Annotated in this window: 19 protein-coding genes and 2 pseudogenes; 13 read left to right on the top strand and 8 right to left on the bottom strand. The window is 63.4% G+C overall.

The window, feature by feature from the left end:
- Window positions 1–201 precede the first annotated feature (201 nt).
- The 5 genes from NPS29_RS18935 (at window position 202) to NPS29_RS18915 (ending at window position 3480) form a co-directional block, all read left to right on the top strand.
- Window positions 202–708 carry a sigma-70 family RNA polymerase sigma factor gene (locus NPS29_RS18935; RefSeq protein WP_274134273.1) on the top strand — a complete coding sequence of 169 codons (507 nt, stop codon included), beginning with the start codon at window positions 202–204 and terminating at the stop codon, window positions 706–708.
- Window positions 709–773: 65 nt separating this feature from the next.
- The gene (locus tag NPS29_RS18930; RefSeq protein WP_274134272.1) at window positions 774–1787 is read left to right on the top strand and encodes an ABC transporter substrate-binding protein; all 1014 of its coding nucleotides are present in this window, start codon (window positions 774–776) and stop codon (window positions 1785–1787) included.
- A 97-nt stretch (window positions 1788–1884) separates the two neighbouring features.
- Window positions 1885–2433, top strand: coding sequence for a GNAT family N-acetyltransferase (locus NPS29_RS18925; protein ID WP_274134271.1), 549 nt, complete (start codon window positions 1885–1887; stop codon window positions 2431–2433).
- An 82-nt stretch (window positions 2434–2515) separates the two neighbouring features.
- The gene (locus NPS29_RS18920; RefSeq protein ID WP_425312536.1) at window positions 2516–3016 is read left to right on the top strand and encodes a hypothetical protein; all 501 of its coding nucleotides are present in this window, start codon (window positions 2516–2518) and stop codon (window positions 3014–3016) included.
- A gap of 26 nt (window positions 3017–3042) precedes the next feature.
- A complete protein-coding gene (locus NPS29_RS18915) occupies window positions 3043–3480 on the top strand; it encodes a nucleoside deaminase (RefSeq protein ID WP_274134270.1) in 438 nt (145 codons plus the stop codon).
- Between the two features lie 111 nt (window positions 3481–3591).
- Here the strand turns inward: NPS29_RS18915 and NPS29_RS28930 are convergent.
- The 5 genes and pseudogenes from NPS29_RS28930 to NPS29_RS18895 form a co-directional block, all read right to left on the bottom strand.
- Window positions 3592–4029: pseudogene (locus NPS29_RS28930) on the bottom strand (methyl-accepting chemotaxis protein); the annotation flags it as partial.
- A gap of 99 nt (window positions 4030–4128) precedes the next feature.
- Window positions 4129–4911 (bottom strand): annotated as a pseudogene (locus NPS29_RS28925) (PAS domain-containing protein); the annotation flags it as partial.
- Between the two features lie 435 nt (window positions 4912–5346).
- On the bottom strand, window positions 5347–6348 hold the full coding sequence (locus NPS29_RS18905; protein WP_274134268.1) for a diaminopimelate epimerase: 1002 nt from the start codon (window positions 6346–6348) through the stop codon (window positions 5347–5349).
- A 55-nt stretch (window positions 6349–6403) separates the two neighbouring features.
- Window positions 6404–7006, bottom strand: a complete 603-nt coding sequence (locus NPS29_RS18900; RefSeq protein WP_425312537.1) for a LysE family translocator — start codon at window positions 7004–7006, stop codon at window positions 6404–6406.
- 63 nt (window positions 7007–7069) lie between these two features.
- On the bottom strand, window positions 7070–7906 hold the full coding sequence (locus NPS29_RS18895) for an AraC family transcriptional regulator (protein WP_274134266.1): 837 nt from the start codon (window positions 7904–7906) through the stop codon (window positions 7070–7072).
- Window positions 7907–8276: 370 nt separating this feature from the next.
- Between NPS29_RS18895 and NPS29_RS18890 the strand changes: the two genes are divergently transcribed.
- Both NPS29_RS18890 and NPS29_RS18885 read left to right on the top strand, forming a co-directional pair.
- Complete coding sequence (locus tag NPS29_RS18890; RefSeq protein ID WP_274134265.1) at window positions 8277–8612, top strand: hypothetical protein; 336 nt, start codon at window positions 8277–8279, stop codon at window positions 8610–8612.
- Window positions 8613–8671: 59 nt separating this feature from the next.
- On the top strand, window positions 8672–9832 hold the full coding sequence (locus NPS29_RS18885) for a PQQ-dependent sugar dehydrogenase (RefSeq protein ID WP_274134264.1): 1161 nt from the start codon (window positions 8672–8674) through the stop codon (window positions 9830–9832).
- Window positions 9833–9851: 19 nt separating this feature from the next.
- On the opposite strand, the gene NPS29_RS18880 is transcribed toward NPS29_RS18885, so the two are convergent.
- Complete coding sequence (locus NPS29_RS18880) at window positions 9852–10283, bottom strand: PACE efflux transporter (protein WP_274134263.1); 432 nt, start codon at window positions 10281–10283, stop codon at window positions 9852–9854.
- A gap of 115 nt (window positions 10284–10398) precedes the next feature.
- Here NPS29_RS18880 and NPS29_RS18875 point away from each other — a divergent pair, with 115 nt between their 5' ends.
- Complete coding sequence (locus NPS29_RS18875) at window positions 10399–11298, top strand: LysR substrate-binding domain-containing protein (RefSeq protein ID WP_274134262.1); 900 nt, start codon at window positions 10399–10401, stop codon at window positions 11296–11298.
- A gap of 106 nt (window positions 11299–11404) precedes the next feature.
- Here NPS29_RS18875 and NPS29_RS18870 read toward each other — a convergent pair whose 3' ends face one another.
- The gene (locus NPS29_RS18870) at window positions 11405–12043 is read right to left on the bottom strand and encodes a LysE family translocator (RefSeq protein ID WP_274134261.1); all 639 of its coding nucleotides are present in this window, start codon (window positions 12041–12043) and stop codon (window positions 11405–11407) included.
- A gap of 171 nt (window positions 12044–12214) precedes the next feature.
- On the opposite strand from NPS29_RS18870, the gene NPS29_RS18865 reads away from it, so the two are divergent.
- Together NPS29_RS18865 and NPS29_RS18860 are read left to right on the top strand one after the other, a co-directional pair.
- On the top strand, window positions 12215–14386 hold the full coding sequence (locus NPS29_RS18865) for a TonB-dependent siderophore receptor (protein ID WP_274134260.1): 2172 nt from the start codon (window positions 12215–12217) through the stop codon (window positions 14384–14386).
- Between the two features lie 249 nt (window positions 14387–14635).
- Window positions 14636–15112 carry a GNAT family N-acetyltransferase gene (locus NPS29_RS18860; RefSeq protein WP_274134259.1) on the top strand — a complete coding sequence of 159 codons (477 nt, stop codon included), beginning with the start codon at window positions 14636–14638 and terminating at the stop codon, window positions 15110–15112.
- A 105-nt stretch (window positions 15113–15217) separates the two neighbouring features.
- Here NPS29_RS18860 and NPS29_RS18855 read toward each other — a convergent pair whose 3' ends face one another.
- Window positions 15218–15685, bottom strand: a complete 468-nt coding sequence (locus tag NPS29_RS18855) for an REP-associated tyrosine transposase (RefSeq protein ID WP_425312535.1) — start codon at window positions 15683–15685, stop codon at window positions 15218–15220.
- Between the two features lie 245 nt (window positions 15686–15930).
- On the opposite strand from NPS29_RS18855, the gene NPS29_RS18850 reads away from it, so the two are divergent.
- From NPS29_RS18850 to NPS29_RS18840, 3 genes are all read left to right on the top strand, one after another.
- Window positions 15931–16701 (top strand): helix-turn-helix transcriptional regulator, encoded by a 771-nt coding sequence (locus tag NPS29_RS18850; protein ID WP_274134257.1) that lies wholly within the window; start codon window positions 15931–15933, stop codon window positions 16699–16701.
- A gap of 110 nt (window positions 16702–16811) precedes the next feature.
- Window positions 16812–18131, top strand: a complete 1320-nt coding sequence (locus tag NPS29_RS18845; protein ID WP_274134256.1) for an MFS transporter — start codon at window positions 16812–16814, stop codon at window positions 18129–18131.
- 83 nt (window positions 18132–18214) lie between these two features.
- Complete coding sequence (locus NPS29_RS18840; protein ID WP_274134255.1) at window positions 18215–19492, top strand: RNA polymerase sigma factor; 1278 nt, start codon at window positions 18215–18217, stop codon at window positions 19490–19492.
- Window positions 19493–19589: the final 97 nt, after the last annotated feature.

The raw sequence follows: 19589 nt of genomic DNA, 5'->3' as shown, positions 1-19589 counted from the left end.
TGGGGGGGGCGGTGGGTCAGTTACAGATGTATTGCTGACACACCGCCCCCGCCGGCAAGCCGTGCTGCTACGGGTTAGTGTGTTATTCAAATTGGATCTATAAGAATTATTTTTAGGTATTTTTAGCGCATAAGCGTCCCTTGCTAGGATGGCCTCACCGGAACACCGGACAGAACCATCATCCATGCCAGGGGAAGTCCCATGTCCGGCGCCGAATTCGCCCATCGCCACACGCTTGGCGAGCTGTTCCAGTCGCATTACCGCTGGTTGTGCGAGCGTCTGAGCCGTCTCGACGGCCATGACAGCGCCCAAGACATTGCCAGCGAAACCTTTGCCCAGTTGCTGGCCTCGCCCAGCGTGGTGCCGATCCGCGAGCCCCGTGCACTGCTGATTACCATCGCCCGGCGCCTGGTCTGGCAGCGCTGGCGGCGGCGCGATCTGGAGCGCGATTTCCTGCAAGGGCTGGCGATAGACGACCTGCAACCGGGCGATTCTCCGGAAGAACTCGCCGCCACCCTGCAAGGCCTGGCGCTGATCGAGCGGCGCCTCAATCGCCTGCCCGCCAAGGTCAGGACCACCTTCATGCTCGCCCGCGGCGATGGCCTGACCTACCCCGAAATCGCACGGCACCTGGGCATTTCCATGCGTTCGGTCAGCAGCTACATGCAGAAAGCTGAAACCTGTTGCCTGCGCGCAGGTCTGGAATGAAACGGGTGCTGTGCTAAACCCAACGCAACCCTTCCTTATCAAGAGCCTCACCACGAGAGACAACAATGACATCGATCAAACAATGGCTGGGCGGTTCGCTGCTGGCGCTCTCTGTGCTGGCGCACTCGGCGTACGGGGCGGACAAGGCCGCGCCGATCCACTTCGGGGACATCACCTGGGAAAGCGGCAGCCTGATCACCGAGATCCTGCGCACCATCGTCGAGAAGGGCTACGGCTACCCCACCGACAAACTGCCGGGCAGCACCGTGAGCCTTGAGGCCGCGCTGGCCAAGAACGATATTCAGGTGATCGGCGAAGAGTGGGCCGGACGCAGCCCCGCGTGGGTCAAGGCCGAGGCCGAAGGCAAGGTGCATGGCCTGGGCGACATCGTCAAAGGGGCGACCGAAGGCTGGTGGGTGCCGGAATACGTCATCAAGGGCGACCCTGAGCGCGGCATCAAGCCGCTGGCGCCGGACCTGAAATCGGTGGCGGACCTGCCGCGCTACAAGGACGTGTTCAAAGACCCGGAATCCCCGGACAAAGGCCGCTTCCTCAACAGCCCGACCGGCTGGACCTCGGAAATCGTCAACACCCAGAAGCTCAAGGCCTACAAGCTCAACGACAGCTTCGTGAACTTCCGCACCGGCTCCGGTGCTGCGCTGGACGCCGAGGTGGCCGCGTCGATCCGCCGTGGCAAGCCGGTGCTTTTCTATTACTGGTCGCCGACGCCGCTGCTGGGCCGCTTCAAGCTGATCAAGCTGGAAGAGCCGCCGTTCAACGAGGCTGCATGGAAAACCCTGTCCGATGCCAGCAACCCCAACCCCATCGGCTCAAGCTCCCTGGCGGCGCACCTGGCAATCGGCGTTTCCGAGCCTTTCGCCAAGCAGTACCCGGATTTGGTGACCTTCTTCAAGAAAGTCGACCTGCCCATCGATCAGCTCAACAAGACCTTGGGCGAGATGAGCGAAAAGCGCCTGGAACCGGACGCCGTGGCCAAGTCCTTCCTTAAGGATCACCCGGAGATCTGGACACCGTGGGTGCCTGGGGACGTCGCGAAGAAAGTGACCGCCGGGTTGTAATGGCGATTAACGCGGGTTTGAATTTCAAACTGGCGACCCCAGCAACCATGCGCCATGCTCATGGGTGGTCATCGATCCACCCGTGAGACCCGCCATCATGAACACTCCACGATCCCCCCTCGATACCCCACGTCTGATCCTGCGCGAACTCACCCCCGACGACACACCGGCACTGGCGAGGATTCTGGGCGATGCCCAGGTCATGCGCCATTCGGTGCGCGGCGTGATGAGCGAGCAGGCCACCGGCGAGTTCATCGACTGGTGCCGCCGGTCCTATCGCGTCCACGGTTTTGGCCCGTGGGCGGTGCAAGACAAATCCTCCTCAACCTTGGCCGGATTCTGCGGTCTGAATGCCGAGCGCGTAGATGATGCCGATGAAATCGAGCTCGGCTACCGCCTTGCGCCTTCGTTCTGGGGCAAGGGACTGGGTACGGAGGCGGCACGCCGTGCGCTGAGCCACGGTTTTGACAAACTCAGGATTGACTCGCTGATCGCTATTGTCGAGCCGGCCAACGTCGCCTCGGTCAAGGTCATTCAGAAGCTTGGCTTCAGCGGCTTCATCCATAGCCAGTATCACCGCCACGGCGTGCGGATCTACCGCATGAACGCCCGGCAATGGTCATCGCGACCCACGCACGAGGAGTGACTGGAAAACCGTTGTTCAGCTGCTAGCGTCACCGTGCAGTCAATGCGTTGATCACATCGATAAAAGTCGCCGGGGAGAGGACATGGGATATAGCAGATCGACTGCGTTGACGACTGTTCATGGGCTGCTGTTGGGGATGTTGCTCATCGCGCCGGGCATGGCGCTGGCGGCCGAGGCTGCGCCGGTGCCGCCCAGCGCCCTGGCGTTCGTCCAGGACCGGCATCTGGGGGAAAGCCTGGGCTGGCTGGGGTACCAGGTGGCCTCGCGCACGCCGACCTTCGCCACCATTGTCGAGACCGTGGGGCGCACCAAGGCCCAGGAGATCGTCCAGGACGAGTTGCAGTACCTGCAGCCGCAATACCAGCAGGAATGGGACCGCAACCTGGCGGCCGCCTACGCGGCGTCTTTTACCGCCGAAGAGCTCACGGCGCTGGATGTGGGCGATCCGCCGCCGGACGTCGCCAAGAAATTCCGCGACAAACAGCGCGACGTCGGCACCGACATGAAAGCCCGCTCCAGCAAGCTGCTTGAAGTCTATGTCTCCACGTCACTGGACAACGCGCTGAAAAAAGCCAAGCCTTAGCATTCGTTTTCAATCAGGGGGAAACCATGGACCCATTCATGCAGGCGGCCATCGATGAAGCGCAAAAGGGCCTGGCCGAGGGCGGCATTCCGATTGGCTCGGTGATCGTGCACGACGGCAAGATCATCGGCCGCGGCCACAACCGCAGGGTTCAGGAAGGCAGCGCGATCAAGCACGGCGAAATGGATGCCTTCGAGAACGCCGGACGCCAGCCGGCCCGTGTCTACCGGGAGGCGACGCTGTACACCACGCTGTCACCCTGCGCCATGTGCAGCGGGGCGATCCTGCTGTACGGCATTCGCAAGGTGATCGTCGGCGAGAACCAGACGTTCATGGGCGAGGAAGAATTGCTGCGCGGTCGCGGCGTGCAGGTGGACGTGGTGCACAACCCGACCTGCATCGGCCTGATGAAGCAATTCATCGCCGACAAGCCCGAGTTGTGGAATGAGGATATCGGCGAGTAACACTCTGCCCCCGTAGCAGCACGGCTTGCCGGCGGGGGCGGTGTGTCAGTTACAGATGAATTGCCTGACACGACGCCCCCGCCGGCAAGCCGTGCTGCTACGGGGTGTGGGCTATTCCAATTGCAACGTCGAACTGAACTGGCTGATCGCATCCACCACATGCCGTGAACCCTGCTGAATCTCCAGGATCACCTCGCCCGCTTCATTGGCCAGCTCGACCCCGGTGCCGGTGCGGCTCAGGCTCGACTGCATGCTCGACACCGCGCTCCTGGCCAGCTCGTTGTTCTGCCGCACCACGTCGACGATTTCCACCGTCGCCTTGCTGGTGCGCGCCGCCAGCCCTCGCACCTCATCGGCCACCACCGCAAACCCCCGGCCGTGTTCCCCTGCGCGGGCCGCTTCGATGGCGGCGTTGAGCGCCAGCAGGTTGGTCTGGTCGGCGATGCCGCGAATGGTCTGGACGATGGTGGCGATGATTTCCGACTGCTTGTTCACTGCGTCGATGCTGCGCGCGGCCTCGTTCAGGTCGCAGGAAATCTGCTCGATCACCTCGACCGTCTGCTGCACCACGCTCGAACCCTTCTGGGCGCAGGCGTCGGTGCGCACCGAGGTGTCGTGGGCGGTGGTGGCGGCGCTGCGCTGGATGGTGACTTGGCCTGTGATGTCGCTGGCGAACTTGACCACCTTGTACAGCCGGCCCTTGGCGTCGAACAGCGGGTTGTAAGTGGCCTCCAGATACACCGACTGGCCGTGCTTGTTCACCCGTTCGAAACGATGGGAATGGTACTCGCCGCGATTGAGCGACGCCCAGAATGCCTTGTACTGCGGCGAATCGACTTCGGCGCGGGTGCAGAACATGCTGTGGTGCTGGCCGACTACCTCGCCCAGCGAATAATGCATGGTGGTGAGGAAGTTATCGTTGGCGGTAATCACCCGCCCGTCCGGGGAGAACTCGATCACCGCCATGGAGCGGCCGATGGCGTTGATCATGCTCTGGTTTTCATGGTCCTTGTAGGCACGCGCGGTGATGTCCGACGCCACCTTGATCACGCTCTGCACATTGCCGTCGTTGTCGTGCACCGGCATGTAGCTAGCTTCCAGCCAGATCTCGCGGCCGGATTTATCCAGGCGCATGAAGGTGCCGCACAACGGTTCGCCGCGAGCCAGGTCGCGCCACAGTTTGCGATAGGCGTCGCTGTCGCAGAACGCTTTCTCACAGAAGATGCGGTGATGTTTGCCCACCAGCTCGCCAGGCTCGTAGCCCATGGTCCGGCAGAAGTTTTCGTTGGCTTCGAGAATGATGCCATCGGGGGTGAACTCGATCATCGCCATGGAACGGCCAATCGCGGCGAGCTTGGCCCGGGACTGGCACAGTGCGGCGGTGGATACCTGCAACTCGCCTTCGACGGCCTTGCGGTGTGAATTGAACATCTGCCACCTACCTCGATAATGACGAAACGGCGGCCTGAATGACCGTCTTCCTTGATGGGCTACACGGGAATCGACACCGGAGATGCCGGCTTGAGTCATGGCGGGATGACATCAGTAATCAGGGAGCATTGCAGCAGACGGCTGAAAGCCGCGGGCCAGAGCATCAGGTGGGGGATTGGACAGAGGGATGCCGACCGTCTGATCGCGGTCGAAGCGATCAGTGGTCGTCGAGCGGGGGAGAATTTTGCCGGATGCGACGGACAATCCATATGCGCGACCCACTTCCTGTGCCGGAAACCGCTGCAACCCTTGCCAGGCCGTTCATGGGGTGGTCAGCGGCGGTTGCTCGAAGCATAGACAAGGGCTCAGCGGATGCAATCCGGATGGTGGCATTTTCGTATCCGATTGCGTGGGCGTTCGCATTACTCGCTGCGCTCAGCGTTGCAAGTGCGCGGCCCCGAACAATTGCATTTGCTGCAGCGCGCCTTCCTGTTCGATCAGGCGCACCGGCGCCGTGCCGCCGGGCATCACCACCTCGACCATCCCGGCATTGACCCAGCCCGCCAGCCAGGCGGCCGAAGCCACGGCGCTGGCGCTAGTGCCGGAAGAGGCCGTCGGGCCTTCGCCACGCTCGAACACCCGCGCCATGATGCGGTTTTCTCCTTCTTTCGCCGCCCATTGCAGGTTGACCCCGGCAGGGCACGGATCGCCCTTGCCAAACTCGCCCGCCGCGAAGGCAATCCGCGTGAGTGCCGGATTGAGCGGCGCCTGGTGCAGTTGTTCGAAGCCGGGCAGGGCGTCGATGGCTGGCACCAGCGTCACGCAGTGAGGATTGCCGACGCGCACGAACACGCTGGCGTGCCAGTCGGGGTGCAATTCGGCCAGGCGTTCGACGCGGCTGACGCGCACCTCCTCAAGCAACGCACCACGCACGCCCGGCCCTCTGGCGCCCACCGCTTCGGGGCCGAAACCTGGGGTGCCGATGTCCAGCCAGAAGCCTGGGGTGCCATCGATCTCGGCGGGAACGACTTGGGTGGGCACGGGGCTTTCGCTGTCGTGGTTGTCGTGATGCACGCGCAGGGTGAAGCCTTCGCCATCGGGTGCGCGACCGGTGTCGGTCAGGGACTGGGCAAAGATGGTCAGGCCATTACCGCTGCGTTCGGCCAGGGTGCCGTCGGTGTTAACGATCAGCACGTCGAAGGGCGCCGCGTCCTGAAACGGCCCCACCAGCAGGCCGTCCGAACGGTGGGACTTGCTGCCGACCGGGCGCTGGCCCTCGGGCCAGTCACAGATAGCGCTGACCGCGTGTGCGCTCCAGCTCTGTCGGGTCAGCGCTGCCTGGGCGGCAGCATCAGGAAGGTCAACGCCCAGCGCTCGCAGCGCCTGGGGGGAAATCACGGCGTAGATGTTGCCGCGTGCATCGTAGAAAGGGGCCATGGCGGGTCCGCAGGCAGGATCGGGAGCTGCATTAAATCATGGCCGCCGTGGGACCTCACACCACCAGCGTGCCCCAGGCCGAGAGCAGCAACAGGATCGCCATCGCCTGGTTGAAACGCTGCATGCTGCGGGCGGTGCGAAAGACTTTCCCCGCGCTCACCCCCAGATAGGCCCAGGCGCACATGCAAGGAATCGCCACCAGAAAGAACACCAGCGACAGCCACGCCACCCGCGTCAGCCGGTCGCTTTCGTGCCCGGCGAAGACGCTGACCACCGCCAGCGCCATCATCCAGGTCTTGGGGTTGACCAGTTGCAGCGTGGCCGCGCCCCACAGGCCGAGCCTGGGCCCGCTGGTTTCGGCTGCCGGGTCGATGGCCTGCGCAGGCGCGCTGAAAATCTGCCACGCCAGCCAAGTGAGCCAGCCGATACCGGCCCACGCCATCACAGTCTGGACCTGCATGTGCCGCGCCAGTGCATCGCCGAGCCCGGTGCCCACCAGCAGCACCAGCAAAGCCGCCCCAGCGCAGGCGCCGACGACGATGGGCGCGGTGCGCAGCATGCCGTAGCGCGAGCTGTTGGTCAGCACCAGAATATTGGTCGGCCCCGGGGTGATGGAGGCGACGAAGGCGAACAGCAGAAACGGCAGGAAGCTTTGCAGGGTTTGCATGGGAAGACTCGGCAGCAGTGGATCATGGGGCGATGATCGCTGCCGGGGCGGGGGTCAGTCTGGAAGATTTGAGCAGCGGCGGCGGTAGTCCGCAGGCGTCATCCGGTAAGCCCGCTGGAACCAGCGGCCCAGATGGCTCTGGTCGGCGAAACCCAGCGCTGCGGCGACGTTCACTGGCAGTTCGCCGCGGGCCAGCAGATGGCGGGCACGGGTCAGGCGCAGTTGAATCAGGTAGGCGTGGGGCGCAAGCCCAAAGGCGCTCTTGAAGGCACGGCTCAGGCGAAAACGGTCGACGCCGGTGGCCAGCGCCAGATCGTCCAGGCCGATGTCCTGATGCAAGTGGCTGTGTAGAAAGTCCCGTGCCCGTTGCGCCACCAAGGGCAGGCGAGGGTCGGGGCTGATCCGCGCGCGCCAGTGCAAGTGACCGGTAAGGTTGGCCAGCAGGTTGTCCAGCGCGGTCTGACGCACGATGCGCAATTCGTTGCTGTGCATGGCCTCGAAGGCATTGGCCGTGGCAATCGCCAAGCGCGGGTCATCGGCCAGGGTCGCGGCGAAACTCAATTGCGCGTTGTCCGGCGCCTCCTCGAACTGCGCGCGCAACTCGCGCTCCAGCCAGTGTGGGTCCAGGTACAGGGTGCGGTAGGTGAAGCCGTCCACTTCCGGGGCGTTGCCGTCGTGGATGTCCCCCGGCTCCAGCAGGAATACGTGGCCGGGCGTGCTGTTGTACTGCTGGCGCCGGCAGTTGAACTGCTGCACCCCTTGCTCGGTGATGCCGACCAGGTAGCTGTCGTGCCAGTGCGGATCGTAGGCATGCCCCTCGAAATGCGCGCGCATCGTCTCGATGCCGGACGTAGCGTCCTGCTTGAGATCGATCCAGTTGCGCTCGGGCATGGGGGTTCCTTTCACGTTTGAACGTATGACACCCCACCCGTAGCAGCACGGCTTGCCGGCGGGGGCGTCTGACCTGCCAGCATCGAATACGGGCCGATCACTGCCTAGCTTATCGGCATGGGGGCGTTGGGTCTGGAAGATTTGTGCATGCGGCGACCGAATGCAATTTCCAACTCAAGAACATCGGCGCTCGTTCGGCCGTTCCCGCTGGCAAGCCATGCTGCTACACGGACGTGAACCCCCGTTGCGGACTATTCTTGTTACAAACCCAACCCCCCTGCGCATTGCTCCGTCATGCGCTTGGGGCGAACCTACGCCTTCGATCGCCATCAAACACCGCATGTGTCACCCAATCGACAGCAGGTAAATGATGAACAGTTTTCTGCGAGGCTTCGCGATCTTCCTGCTCGGCGGCTTCCTGAGCGTCGGGCTGTTGAGCATCGGGCTGGTCCAGGCCGGTGAGTTCGCGCCGTTCCAGTTGGCCGCAAGCTCCAACAATCAGCCGGACAACGGCGCCATCCGCCGCGCCAACCCCAACAGCCGTCAAGGCACCGAATCCATTTCACCGACGATGCGTGGTCCCAACCTTGGGCCTTCCCAGGCGCGCCCGCCAACCCTTGAGAACGGCGGCATCCGCAACGGCTACCCGACCCGGGAGCAGTCTCCCCGGCCCACGAACGGCGGGACCCAGCGGCCCTCCAACTGAATCGGCAACACCCTTTTTTCGACAGCCAGAGTCAATTTTCCAGCCAAAAGGAATCGCCCATGTTGCGTAAGAACTTCTCCCCGGGGACCCTGCTTGCCAGCGTTTGCGCATCAGCGTTGCTGAGCCTTTCGCTCAACGCCACTGCCGCCACCTATCAGAGCGAGGAAGGCACGCTGACCGTCGATGAGGTAGTCGGCGGCCTGCAACATCCCTGGGCCGTGGCCTTTCTGCCGGGCAACAACGGCATGCTGGTGACCGAACGCACCGGCGCCCTGCGGCGGGTGACGCCCGAGGGCAAGCTATCGGCGCCGATTTCTGGCGTGCCCAAGGTCTGGGTGCAGGGGCAGGGCGGATTGCTGGATGTCGAACTGTCGCCGGATTTTGCCAAGGACTGCATGGTCTATCTGACCTACGCCGAGGCGGCCAGCGATGGCAAGACCGGCGGTACGGCGGCCGGCCGCGGACGCCTGTCGGATGACATGACCAGGCTCGAAGGCTTCACCCGCATCTTCCAGCAGCAGCCAAAACTGTCGGTGGGTAACCACTTCGGCTCGCGCATCGTCTTCGACCGTGACGGCTACCTGTTCATCGCCCTGGGCGAAAACAACAACCGGCCCACGTCTCAGGATCTGGACAAGTTGCAGGGCAAGGTCGTGCGTCTCTACCCTGATGGCTCGGTGCCCAAGGACAACCCCTTCGTCGGCCAGAAAAACGTGCGCCCGGAAATCTGGAGCTACGGCCACCGCAACCAGCAAGGCGCCGCGCTCAACCCCTGGACCGGCACCCTGTGGACCAACGAACACGGCCCCATGGGCGGCGATGAAATAAATATCATCGAACGCGGCGCCAACTACGGCTGGCCCATTTCCACCTTCGGCATCGACTACAACGGCCAGCCTATTCCCGAGTCCAAAGGCAAGATTGTCGAAGGCGTGAAAAACCCTTTCCATGTGTGGGAGAAATCCCCGGCCATCAGCGGCATGGCTTTCTACAACTCGGACACCTTCAAGCAGTGGGACCACAACGTGTTTATCGGCGCGCTGGCCGCCGAGGTGCTGATCCGCCTGGAACTCAAGGATGACAAGGTGGTGCACGAAGAGCGCCTGCTGGGCGAGCTCAAGGCCCGCATCCGCGACGTGCGTCAAGGGCCGGATGGCTACCTGTACGTGCTGACCGATGATGACAGCGGCAAGCTGTTGAAGGTCGGGTTGGCGAAGTAGCACCCAGGCCCGAATGATGTCAGTCGGCGCACGCCTGCGCCGACGCTGGCACATCGAACACCCGGTCAAAACCCCACTGAAACACCAGCGCGTAGAAAAAGAAGAACACGAACAGCCCAAGGTCGGTCACCAGTGCGGCCCACCAGGAAATGTCCAGCCACCAGGCCACCAGTGGCACCAGCAGCACCACCAGTCCGCCTTCGAATCCGAACGAGTGCAGCAAGCGCCGCGAGAGGGTGCGGGTGCGGCTTTGCTGCCGGGCTTCCCAGAATTCGAACAGGTAGTTGTACAGCACATTCCAGATCAGCGCGCTGGCCGACAGCATCACTGACAGGGCGCCGGCGTGGGCGAGCCCGTCGTCGTAGATCAGCGAAAGGGTCGGCGACAGCACCGCAATCGCGATGGCTTCGTACAGCACCGCCTGGACCAGCTTTCGGGTGGGGCCTTGCATGGTGAACTCCTGAGGGGTGAGGGTTTGCATGTCGGCCACGCTACCGATCGGAGCGGTGTTCGAAAAATGAGATAAATTGAACCCGCTTCAATTCATTTCATGCAGGGAGCTTGCTGTGTTTTCCAACCTTCCGCTCAACGCGCTGCGCACCTTCGAGGCGGCCGCGCGGCTGGGCAGTTTCAAGGCGGCTGCCGAGGAGTTGTCAGTCACGCCGGCGGCCATTTCCCATCAGGTCAAAACCCTTGAGGCGTGGCTGGGCGCGATGCTGTTCGAGCGTTCCGGCCAGGGCGTGGCGCTGACGGAGGAGGGCGAGCAGCTGTACCGCCAGACCCACCGTGCGCTGCTGGAAATCAGCCGCAGCCTGGAAAGTTTCTGCCCGGAAACCGCCTCGCAGACCCTGACGATATCGACCACGCCGGGCCTGGCGGCGCTGTGGCTGATCCCTCGGCTGAGCCGCTTTTACCGGGCGTTTCCACAGTTCAATGTGCGGATCGACACCCGTAATGAACTGGTGGACTTGCTGCGTGATTCCAGCATCGACCTGGCGATCCGCGCGGTCAGCCGCGACGACCCGAACCTGTATCGCCTTGAACTGATGAGCGAACGTTTCGCCGTCTATGCAGCGCCCGATCTTCTGGCCTCGCTCAACGGCGCCGAAGTCGAGTTGATCGACCTGCGCTGGCAGATTCCCGGCGCCTACGGGGTGAACTGGCAAAGCTGGTGCGCGGCGGCCGGTTGCGAGCAATGGCTTGCAACGGCGCGAATGCGTGAGTTCGACGACGAGCACTATGCCCTGAGCGCGGCAGTCGCCGGGCATGGGCTGGTGCTGGCGAGCAACGTGCTGGTGGCGGACAGCTTGCAACGGGGCGAGCTGGTGGGGTATCGACCTGACATCAGCCTGCCAGGCCCGCGCTACATTGCCGTATGCGTGCCGGGGCGCGAGCGCGATCCGCAGGTCAAGGCGTTTCTGGCTTGGCTGGGCGAAGAAGCGGCCGCCACCCCCCTCAACACCTAGGACCTGTAGGAGTGAGCTTGCTCGCGATGGCGTTGTGTCTGGTTCAAATAGGCTGGCTGACAAATCGCTATCGCGAGCAAGCTCACTCCTACAGGTTAAGTGCTATTCAGGGCCTGCGCGGCAGCAGGCTCGGCACCGCATGCATCAGCGCATTGATCGCAAACCCGATGAACATCACCCCGCACAACCGCGTGATCGTCAATTCATGCCGTTGATACACCGCACGCACATGGCGAGCGCCGACCACACCGACGATGATCCCGTACGCGACGATCCCGCCCAGGGTGCTGATGAGAATAAGCAGCGGCAGCATCGACCAGTTGAGCAGGTCGGCACGGCTTGAGAGCAGGGCGGTGAAGGTCGCCACGGCCACCGGATACGCCTTGGGGTTGGTCAGGCCGAACATGATCCCGTGCCAGAAGGGATGCCGCGACGGCGTCTTTTCCTCCGTCTCGCTGCTGCGCTTGGCGCGAATGGCACGCCAGCCGAGCCAGAACAGAAACAGCCCGCTGATGATCCCCAGCACATCAAATGCCGTGGTGCCGATCACTCGCGCACCGATGATCGCGGCCAGCGCCGTACTGCACCAGATCACATCCCCCAGCAGATGCCCGCAGAGAAACGCAGCGCCCGCGCGCCGGCCTCTGGACGCGCCGATGCCGAACACCGCCAGCACACCGGGGCCCGGCGAGATGGCATAGATGAAACCAGAAGCGAGTACGGCAAGCAGCAGCGACGGGGTCATGGCAGGCGTTCCTGATGGCGGGCATGCGAGGTCAATTCCCGAGTGTAGATGAGCGGATGACTAATTTTCGAGATGTTTCATACGTTTATGAAGGTTGTATCGCAGTTGTAAAAAGTCGGTGCAGAACGTAAAACATGCGCCCACAAAAATCCTGCCGGAGCTTCACCTCAGATGACCACCCCACACCGACCTGCCGCAGGCTTCACGCGCCGCTTGCTGCCCTTGAGCATCGCCTTCGCCTCGCCGTGGCTCGCCGCTCAGGAGGCCGAGCCGCTGACGCTGGAGGCGGTCAAGGTGTCGGGGGAACAGGCGTCGGTCTATCAGTCCGAAAATGCCTCGGTGGGAGGGTTCGCTCCGGCGCCATTACTCGACACGCCGGCGTCGATTTCGGTGTTTACCGAGCAGCGCCTGAAGGATCAGCAGGCCAAATTGTTGAGCGAAGTGTTGCGCAACGACGCCTCGGTGGGCGACAGCTATGCGCCGATTGGCTACTACGAGAATTTCGTGGTGCGCGGGTTCTCGCTCAATGCCGCCAACAGCTACCGCATCAACGGCCGCAGCATCACCGGCGAGCAGAACGTGGCGCTGGAAAACAAGGAACAGGTCGAACTGCTCAAAGGCTTGTCCGGCCTTTCCAGCGGCGTGTCGGAGCCTGCGGGCGTGGTCAACTACCAGACCAAGCGCCCGGCCGATGTGCGCTCGGTGACGGTGTCCACCAACGAGCACGGCGAGCGCTACCTCGCCACCGACGTGGGCGGCTGGTTCGGCAGCGAGAAACAGTTCGGCCTGCGCGCCAACGTCGCCCATGAGGACATCCGCTCCTACGTCGAGCACGCCGACGGCAAGCGGGATTTCGCCTCCCTGGCCTTCGACTGGAACATCAACGAGCAGTCGACCCTGCAACTGGACGCTGAATACCAGACCCGTGAGCAGCGCTCGGTCCCGGGCTATCAACTGCTGGGCGGCAGCGAACTGCCCCACGACGCCTCGCCGCGCAAGCTGCTGGGCTACCAGAGCTGGTCGAACCCGGTGGGCATCGACTCGCTGAATCTGAACGGCCGCTATGAATACCGCTTCAGTGATGCCTGGAAAGCCAGCCTCAGCGCCTCGCGCAGCCGCGTGGTGATCGACGACTACAGCGCGTTCGCCTACGGCTGCTATTTCCAGGACAACTGCCCGACGACCCCCGTCACCGGGCATTTCACCCCGGACGGCGGTTACGACATCTATGACTTCCGCAGCCCTGACGACACACGCCGCAACGATGAAGTCGAGGCGTCGATGACGGGGCTGTTCAACACCGGCTGGCTCAAGCACGAGCTGACGTTCGGCACCAGCGCGTTCCGTCGCACGGTGGATACGCGACCGTATTTCAGTGAGTTTGTCGGCACCGGCAATATCCATGAAACGCCGCCGGCCTTCGCCCCGTCGGATTTGCCGGTGGGCCATACCGAGCGGCGTCTGGATAGCCGCCAGTACGGCCTGTTCGCCACCGACCGGATCAGCTTCAACGAGCATTGGCAGACGGTAGTGGGCGGTCGTCAGGTGCGCCTCGATGAAAAGGCCTACAACGAAGACGGCAGCGACAATCGCCACACCCAGCGCTCGATCTTCCTGCCCCAGGCCGCGCTGATCTACAAACCGGTGGACAATGTTTCGCTCTACACCAGCTACAGCAAAGGCCTGTCGCTGGGCGGCACGGCGTCGGTGTTCGACACCAATATCGGTGAAATCCTCGCGCCGACGATCTCCCGTCAACTGGAGGCCGGGGTCAAGTACGACTGGCAGCGCATGAGCTTCACGGCGGCGCTGTTCCAGACTCGCCAGGCCTATCAGTACTCCAGACCCAACGACGACGGCAGCCTGACCTTCGTGCAGCAGGGCGAGCAGAAGAACACCGGGCTTGAGTTGAGCGCCAACGGCTGGCTGACCTCGCAATTGCAGGTGTCGGCCAGCGTCGCCGCCATCCGCGCGCGGGTTGAAGGCAGTGGCACCGCAGCCTATGAAGACCATCAGGCGATCAACGTGCCCAAGTACCGGGCCAGCCTGTCGGCGGACTACAGCCTGCCGATCCCGGGCCTCGCACTGCTGGGCGGCATGCAGTACAGCTCCAGCAAATACGCTAACCGCGAGGGATCGGTGAAGGTCGACGACTACGCCGTGTTCAACGCCGGAAGCCGCTACAGCACCAAGCTCGATGGCTACGACACGGTGTTCCGGCTGACTGTCGACAACCTGTTCGACAAACGCTACTGGCGCGACGCAGGCGAGTACCTGGGCGACGACTACCTGTTCCTCGGCGCACCGCGCACGGCGAGGCTTTCAGCGACTGTGAGTTTTTGACCTCCCCGGATGCATCACCGCCTGACACGACGCCCCCGCCGGCAAGCCGTGCTGCTACGGACTTCGGGCGTACCCATTATCCGGGTTCACCTTGGACCCGTAGCAGCACGGCTTGCCGGCGGGGGCGTTGGCCCAGACGATACATTTCCACCCCTTCCCACCGCCCCATCCGGAGAGCATCATTTCCAGACGCTCGAAGGCTGTGCAGGGACAGGCCGTCCCTGGTGTTCTTTCTGATGGAGCAGCAAGATGATCGAACTCAAACCCGCGCAAATCCCCGACATTCCCCTGTTATGGTCCTTGCGCACCCGCGCCGTGCGGCAGGTTTGCGCCAGCCATTATTCCCCCGAACAGATCGAAGTCTGGAGCGATTCACCGCCCCCTGAATCCTACCTGCGCCTGCTCGCCACCGGCTGCGGCCTGGTGGCGCAAGAAGACGGCCAGTTGCTCGGCTACGCCATCCTTGACCGGCAAAGCGGCGAAGTCATGGCGCTCTTCGTGGAGCCCGACCAGCTAGGGCGGGGCATCGGGAAGCGCCTGATGCAAGGGCTGGAAGCGATTGCCGCAGAGGAGCATTTCAACCGGCTCTACCTCTATTCCTCCCTCAACGCCGCCGACTTCTACCGCGCCATGGGCTTCGTCGCCGTGCGCGACGAGCCTTACGCACACCCCAGCGGCATCACCTTGCGTAGTTTGTATATGGAGCGGGCGCGAACTACTGGCTAACGCAAGCCTCGTAGCAGCACGGCTTGCCGGCGGGAGCGGTTTGTCAGCAAGTGATGAGTCGCCTGATACGACGCCCCCGCCGGCAAGCCGTGCTGCTACGAGGGGTTATGAATTCAACCAGATGGCATCCCAGAGTGGATATTGCCGCACGCTGGCAACCAATCCTGCCCTCACGGGATTCATCACGATATAGCGCGAGTGGCTTTGAAGATCTTCCTCCTCGCGCAAGGCGTGTTCATGGAATCCCTTCTGCCAAAATTGCCCGCTTCGTCCCATTCGGCGATTGATGCCCAAGGTTGACCTCGACTTGAAACGCGCCACCGCCGATGACAAATCGCCTCTCTGCAATTCCATAAGCCAATGGATGTGATCGGGCATCACCACCCAGCACAAGGACCGCGCGGTGCCTTCCTCCTCGGTTTGCCGCAATGCTTGAACCACGGGGCGGCCGCTGGGCCAATCCTTGAATACTGGTTGCCGGTCGTTTACCACGACGGTGACCATGTAAATCCGCCCCGGCTCCGAATATCGGTTCGTACGAAGAAAATGGCGCCGTCTCGTTGGTGTCTGCATCCCTTTGCCCCTGAAACGCAAAAAGTCACCCTATCCACCCCTGCAACTGACTGCACGCCTGACTATTTCACAACATATGTCCCCCGTAGCAGCACGGCTTGCCGGCGGGAGCGGTGTGTCAGCAAGTGATGAGTCGCCTGACACGACGCCCCCGCCGGCAAGCCGTGCTGCTACGTTATTCGGTGCTATACGCATGCGTGCTGGCTTGCTACCGTCGGCAGGTCTCTTCGCAGGGAAATCGGGCCATGCCAGTCGAGTACCCGTTGCACCGCTTCATCCAGGATGGACGACCGCTGCAGATCAACGCCCAGCCGTTGCAGGCGAGCACTGATGACGTGCTGCACCGGTATCGCGAAGGGCAGTTGTGGGCGGTGAAGCAGGGGGTGATCACTGCTGAGCTGGACACCGGCAGTTGGGTGGTGCCCGCCCGGCGTATCGGCTGGATCCCGCCCGGCGTCGCCCATGCGGCGCGGGTTCACGAGGCCGCCAGGGGCTGGATGATCTACCTGCGCCCTGACCTGTGCCCGCTGTTCCCGAGCACGCCGACGGTGTTCGACATGACCCCGCTGGCCGCCGCGCTGCTGGAACGCATCGACGGCTGGCAGAAAGGCCCGGCCGAGCTCGCGCCGCCACAGCACCGGCTGCTCGATGTGCTGTTCGATGAACTTAAGATTTCCCCTGCCAACCCGCTGTTCCTGCCCATGCCCAGCAGTCCGCATCTGGTGGGCATGACCCTGACCATCGTTGCCGACCCCGCCAACAAGCTTGGCCTGGATGACTGGGCCCGGCGAACGGGCATGTCCCGTCGTGGCCTGACCCGGCACTTTCGGGCCGAAACCGGTATGTCACTGGTGCAATGGCGCATCGTCGCGCGGATGAAACGGGCGCTGGAACTGCTGGCCCAGGGCGACACCGTCAGTCGCGTCGCCCAGCGCCTGGGCTACGACAGCGTCAGCACCTTTATCAGTGCGTTCAGTGCGCAGTTCGGCATGACACCCGGCGCTTATGCCCTGTGATGTGACGCAAGTCCGGTTGTCTGCCAGCCGCCCGTAGGACGCAAGCTTTGTTATCCTGCGCGCCTTTGTCGCACCTAACTGCCGATTCAACCTGCCAAATGGGGTCTTTCATGACAGCCATTCTTCGACCACGTCCACAACCGATCAGCCGGGGCGACTATAAGACCCTGGGCCTGGCGGCGCTGGGCGGGGCGCTGGAAATCTACGATTTCATCATCTTCGTGTTTTTCGCGCTGACGCTGAGCCAGCTGTTCTTCCCGCCGGAAATGCCCGAGTGGCTGCGCCTGCTGCAAAGTTTCGGGATTTTCGTCACCGGCTATCTGGCGCGCCCGCTGGGCGGCATCCTGATGGCGCACTTTGCCGACAAACTGGGGCGCAAGCGCGTCTTCAGCCTGAGCATCATGATGATGGCGCTGCCGTGCCTGCTGATCGGCGTGATGCCGACCTACGCCGACATCGGTTACTGGGCGCCGCTGATCCTGCTGGCACTGCGCATCCTCCAGGGCGCAGCGGTGGGTGGCGAAGTGCCCAGTGCCTGGGTGTTCGTCGCCGAGCACGCGCCCAAGGGCCATCGCGGCTATGCGCTGGGCGTGCTTCAGGCCGGGCTGACGTTCGGCTACCTGATCGGCGCACTGACCGCGACCTGGCTGGCCAAGGTCTACAGCCACGCGGAGATCCTCGATTTCGCCTGGCGCATCCCGTTCCTGCTGGGCGGGGTGTTCGGCGTGATCGGCGTCTGGCTGCGTCGCTGGCTGAGCGAAACCCCGGTGTTCATGGCCTTGCACGCCCAGCGCGAAGGCATGACCGAGCTGCCACTGCGCTCGGTGCTGCGTGAACACCGCCAGTCCCTGCTGCCTGCGGCGCTGCTGACCTGCGTGCTGACGTCCGCCGTGGTGACCCTGGTGGTCATCACGCCCACCGTGATGCAGCAGCGTTTCGGCATGAGCCCCAGCGACACCTTCGGTCTGAGCAGCGTCGGTATCGTGTTCCTGAACATCGGCTGCGTGCTGGCCGGCATGCTGGTGGACCGCATCGGCGCCTGGCGCGGGGTGGTGGTCTACAGTCTGTTGCTGCCGGTTGGCGTTGGGCTGCTGTACGCAAGCCTGGTCATTCAGTGGCTGCCGGTAGGCCTGGCCTATGCGGTGGCGGGGCTGGCCTGCGGCATCGTCGGCGTGGTGCCGTCGGTCATGGTCGGACTGTTCCCGGCGAATATTCGGGTGTCCGGCATTTCCCTGACCTACAACATCAGCTACGCGCTCTGGGCCAGCACCACGCCACTGGCGTTGATCGCGCTCATGCCGTGGAGCCCGTGGGTGTGCGTCGGCTACTGCGTCATCATGGGCGCCGTTGGCCTGTTGACCGCGATGTTCTTCGGCATGCGCCGTGGCATGCAGGTGGATGACGTACTGGCTGTCTGCCCGGACAACTGACCGTCGGGGCGTCATGGAGCGACGCCCGATCCACAACTACGCTTGGCCGACCGCTACCTCAATAGTCGTCGGCGAGTGTGGGAATGAGCGATAACTCCAATAAGAAAGATCTCGACACCGCGTCAGCCCCACGCCAGGTGGTCGAAACCCTCTACCGCCAGGAATCCCGTCGGGTGCTGGCGACACTGATACGTCTGCTGGGCAATTTCGAACTGGCCGAAGAAGCCCTGCAAGACGCCTTCATCGCGGCGGTCGAGCAGTGGCCGCGTTCCGGTATCCCCGACAGCCCGCGCGCCTGGCTGGTGTCGGCCGGGCGCTTCAAGGCCATCGACAGCCTGCGCCGCCGAGCGCGCTTCGACGCCTCGCTCAATGAAATGGCCCGCCAACTGGAGCAGCGTTTCGGCGAAGATCGCAGCGAAGTCGACGAGGTCGAGGATGATCGGCTGCGGCTGATTTTCGTCTGTTGTCACCCGGCCTTGAGCCCCGACGCCCAGGTTGCGCTGACGCTGCGTGAGGTCTGCAACCTGACCACCGAAGAAATCGCCAAGGCGTTCCTCATCACCGCCACCACCGTGGCCCAGCGCATCGTGCGCGCCAAGAACAAGATTCGCGATGCCCATATTCCCTATGAAGTCCCGGCGCTGAAAGAGTTGCCCGAGCGGCTCGATGCGGTATTGCGGGTGATCTATCTGGTGTTCAACGAGGGCTATTTCGCATCGAGCGGTGAACAACTGACCCGCAGCGACCTGTCGGCCGAAGCCATCCGTCTGGGGCGCCTGTTACTCGATCTGCTGCCGGAGCCTGAAGTCGCGGGTTTGCTGGCGTTGATGCTGCTGAGCGAGTCCCGCCGTGGGGCGCGGCTTTCCGCGCAGGGCGAGCCGATCATGCTCGACCAGCAGGATCGCAGCCTGTGGCTCCGGTCCTTGATCGAGGAAGGCGAGATGCTGGTGGAACAGGCCCTACGCTCAGGCAGGACAGGGCCCTACAGCGTTCAAGCGGCCATCGCAGCCGTGCACGCCGAAGCCGCACGGCCAGAGGACACCGACTGGCGGCAGATTCTCGGGCTCTATGACGTGCTGCTACGCCTGGATGATTCCCCGGTGGTGCGGCTCAACCGGGCGATGGCGCTGGCCATGGTGGAAGGGGAGGCGGCGGGGCTGGCGCTGGTCGATCAGTTGTTGGCTGATGGAGAACTGCGGGACTACCACCTCGCTTGGGCGGCGCGTGCTGATTTGTGCCGCCGCCTGGAGCGTTACGAAGATGCGCGCAGCGCTTACGGCAGGGCCATCGACCAGGCGAACCAGGCGGTTGACCGAGCCTTCTTGCAGCGGCGGCTTGATGAATTGCCGGAGCGTGAATGACCGTTCGTCCGTTCGCTTGCAGGGCTGTCGATCTCAAGCCGCGGCGTTCGACTACTTCACAAATGCCCCCGCCGGCAAGCCGTGCTGCTACGGGGTG

Origin of the sequence: Pseudomonas putida (assembly GCF_028682175.1) — a bacterium.
GTDB lineage: Bacteria > Pseudomonadota > Gammaproteobacteria > Pseudomonadales > Pseudomonadaceae > Aquipseudomonas > Aquipseudomonas putida_AD.
Note: the sequence above shows the minus strand (reverse complement) of the source record. Positions and strands in the feature narration are given on the sequence as shown.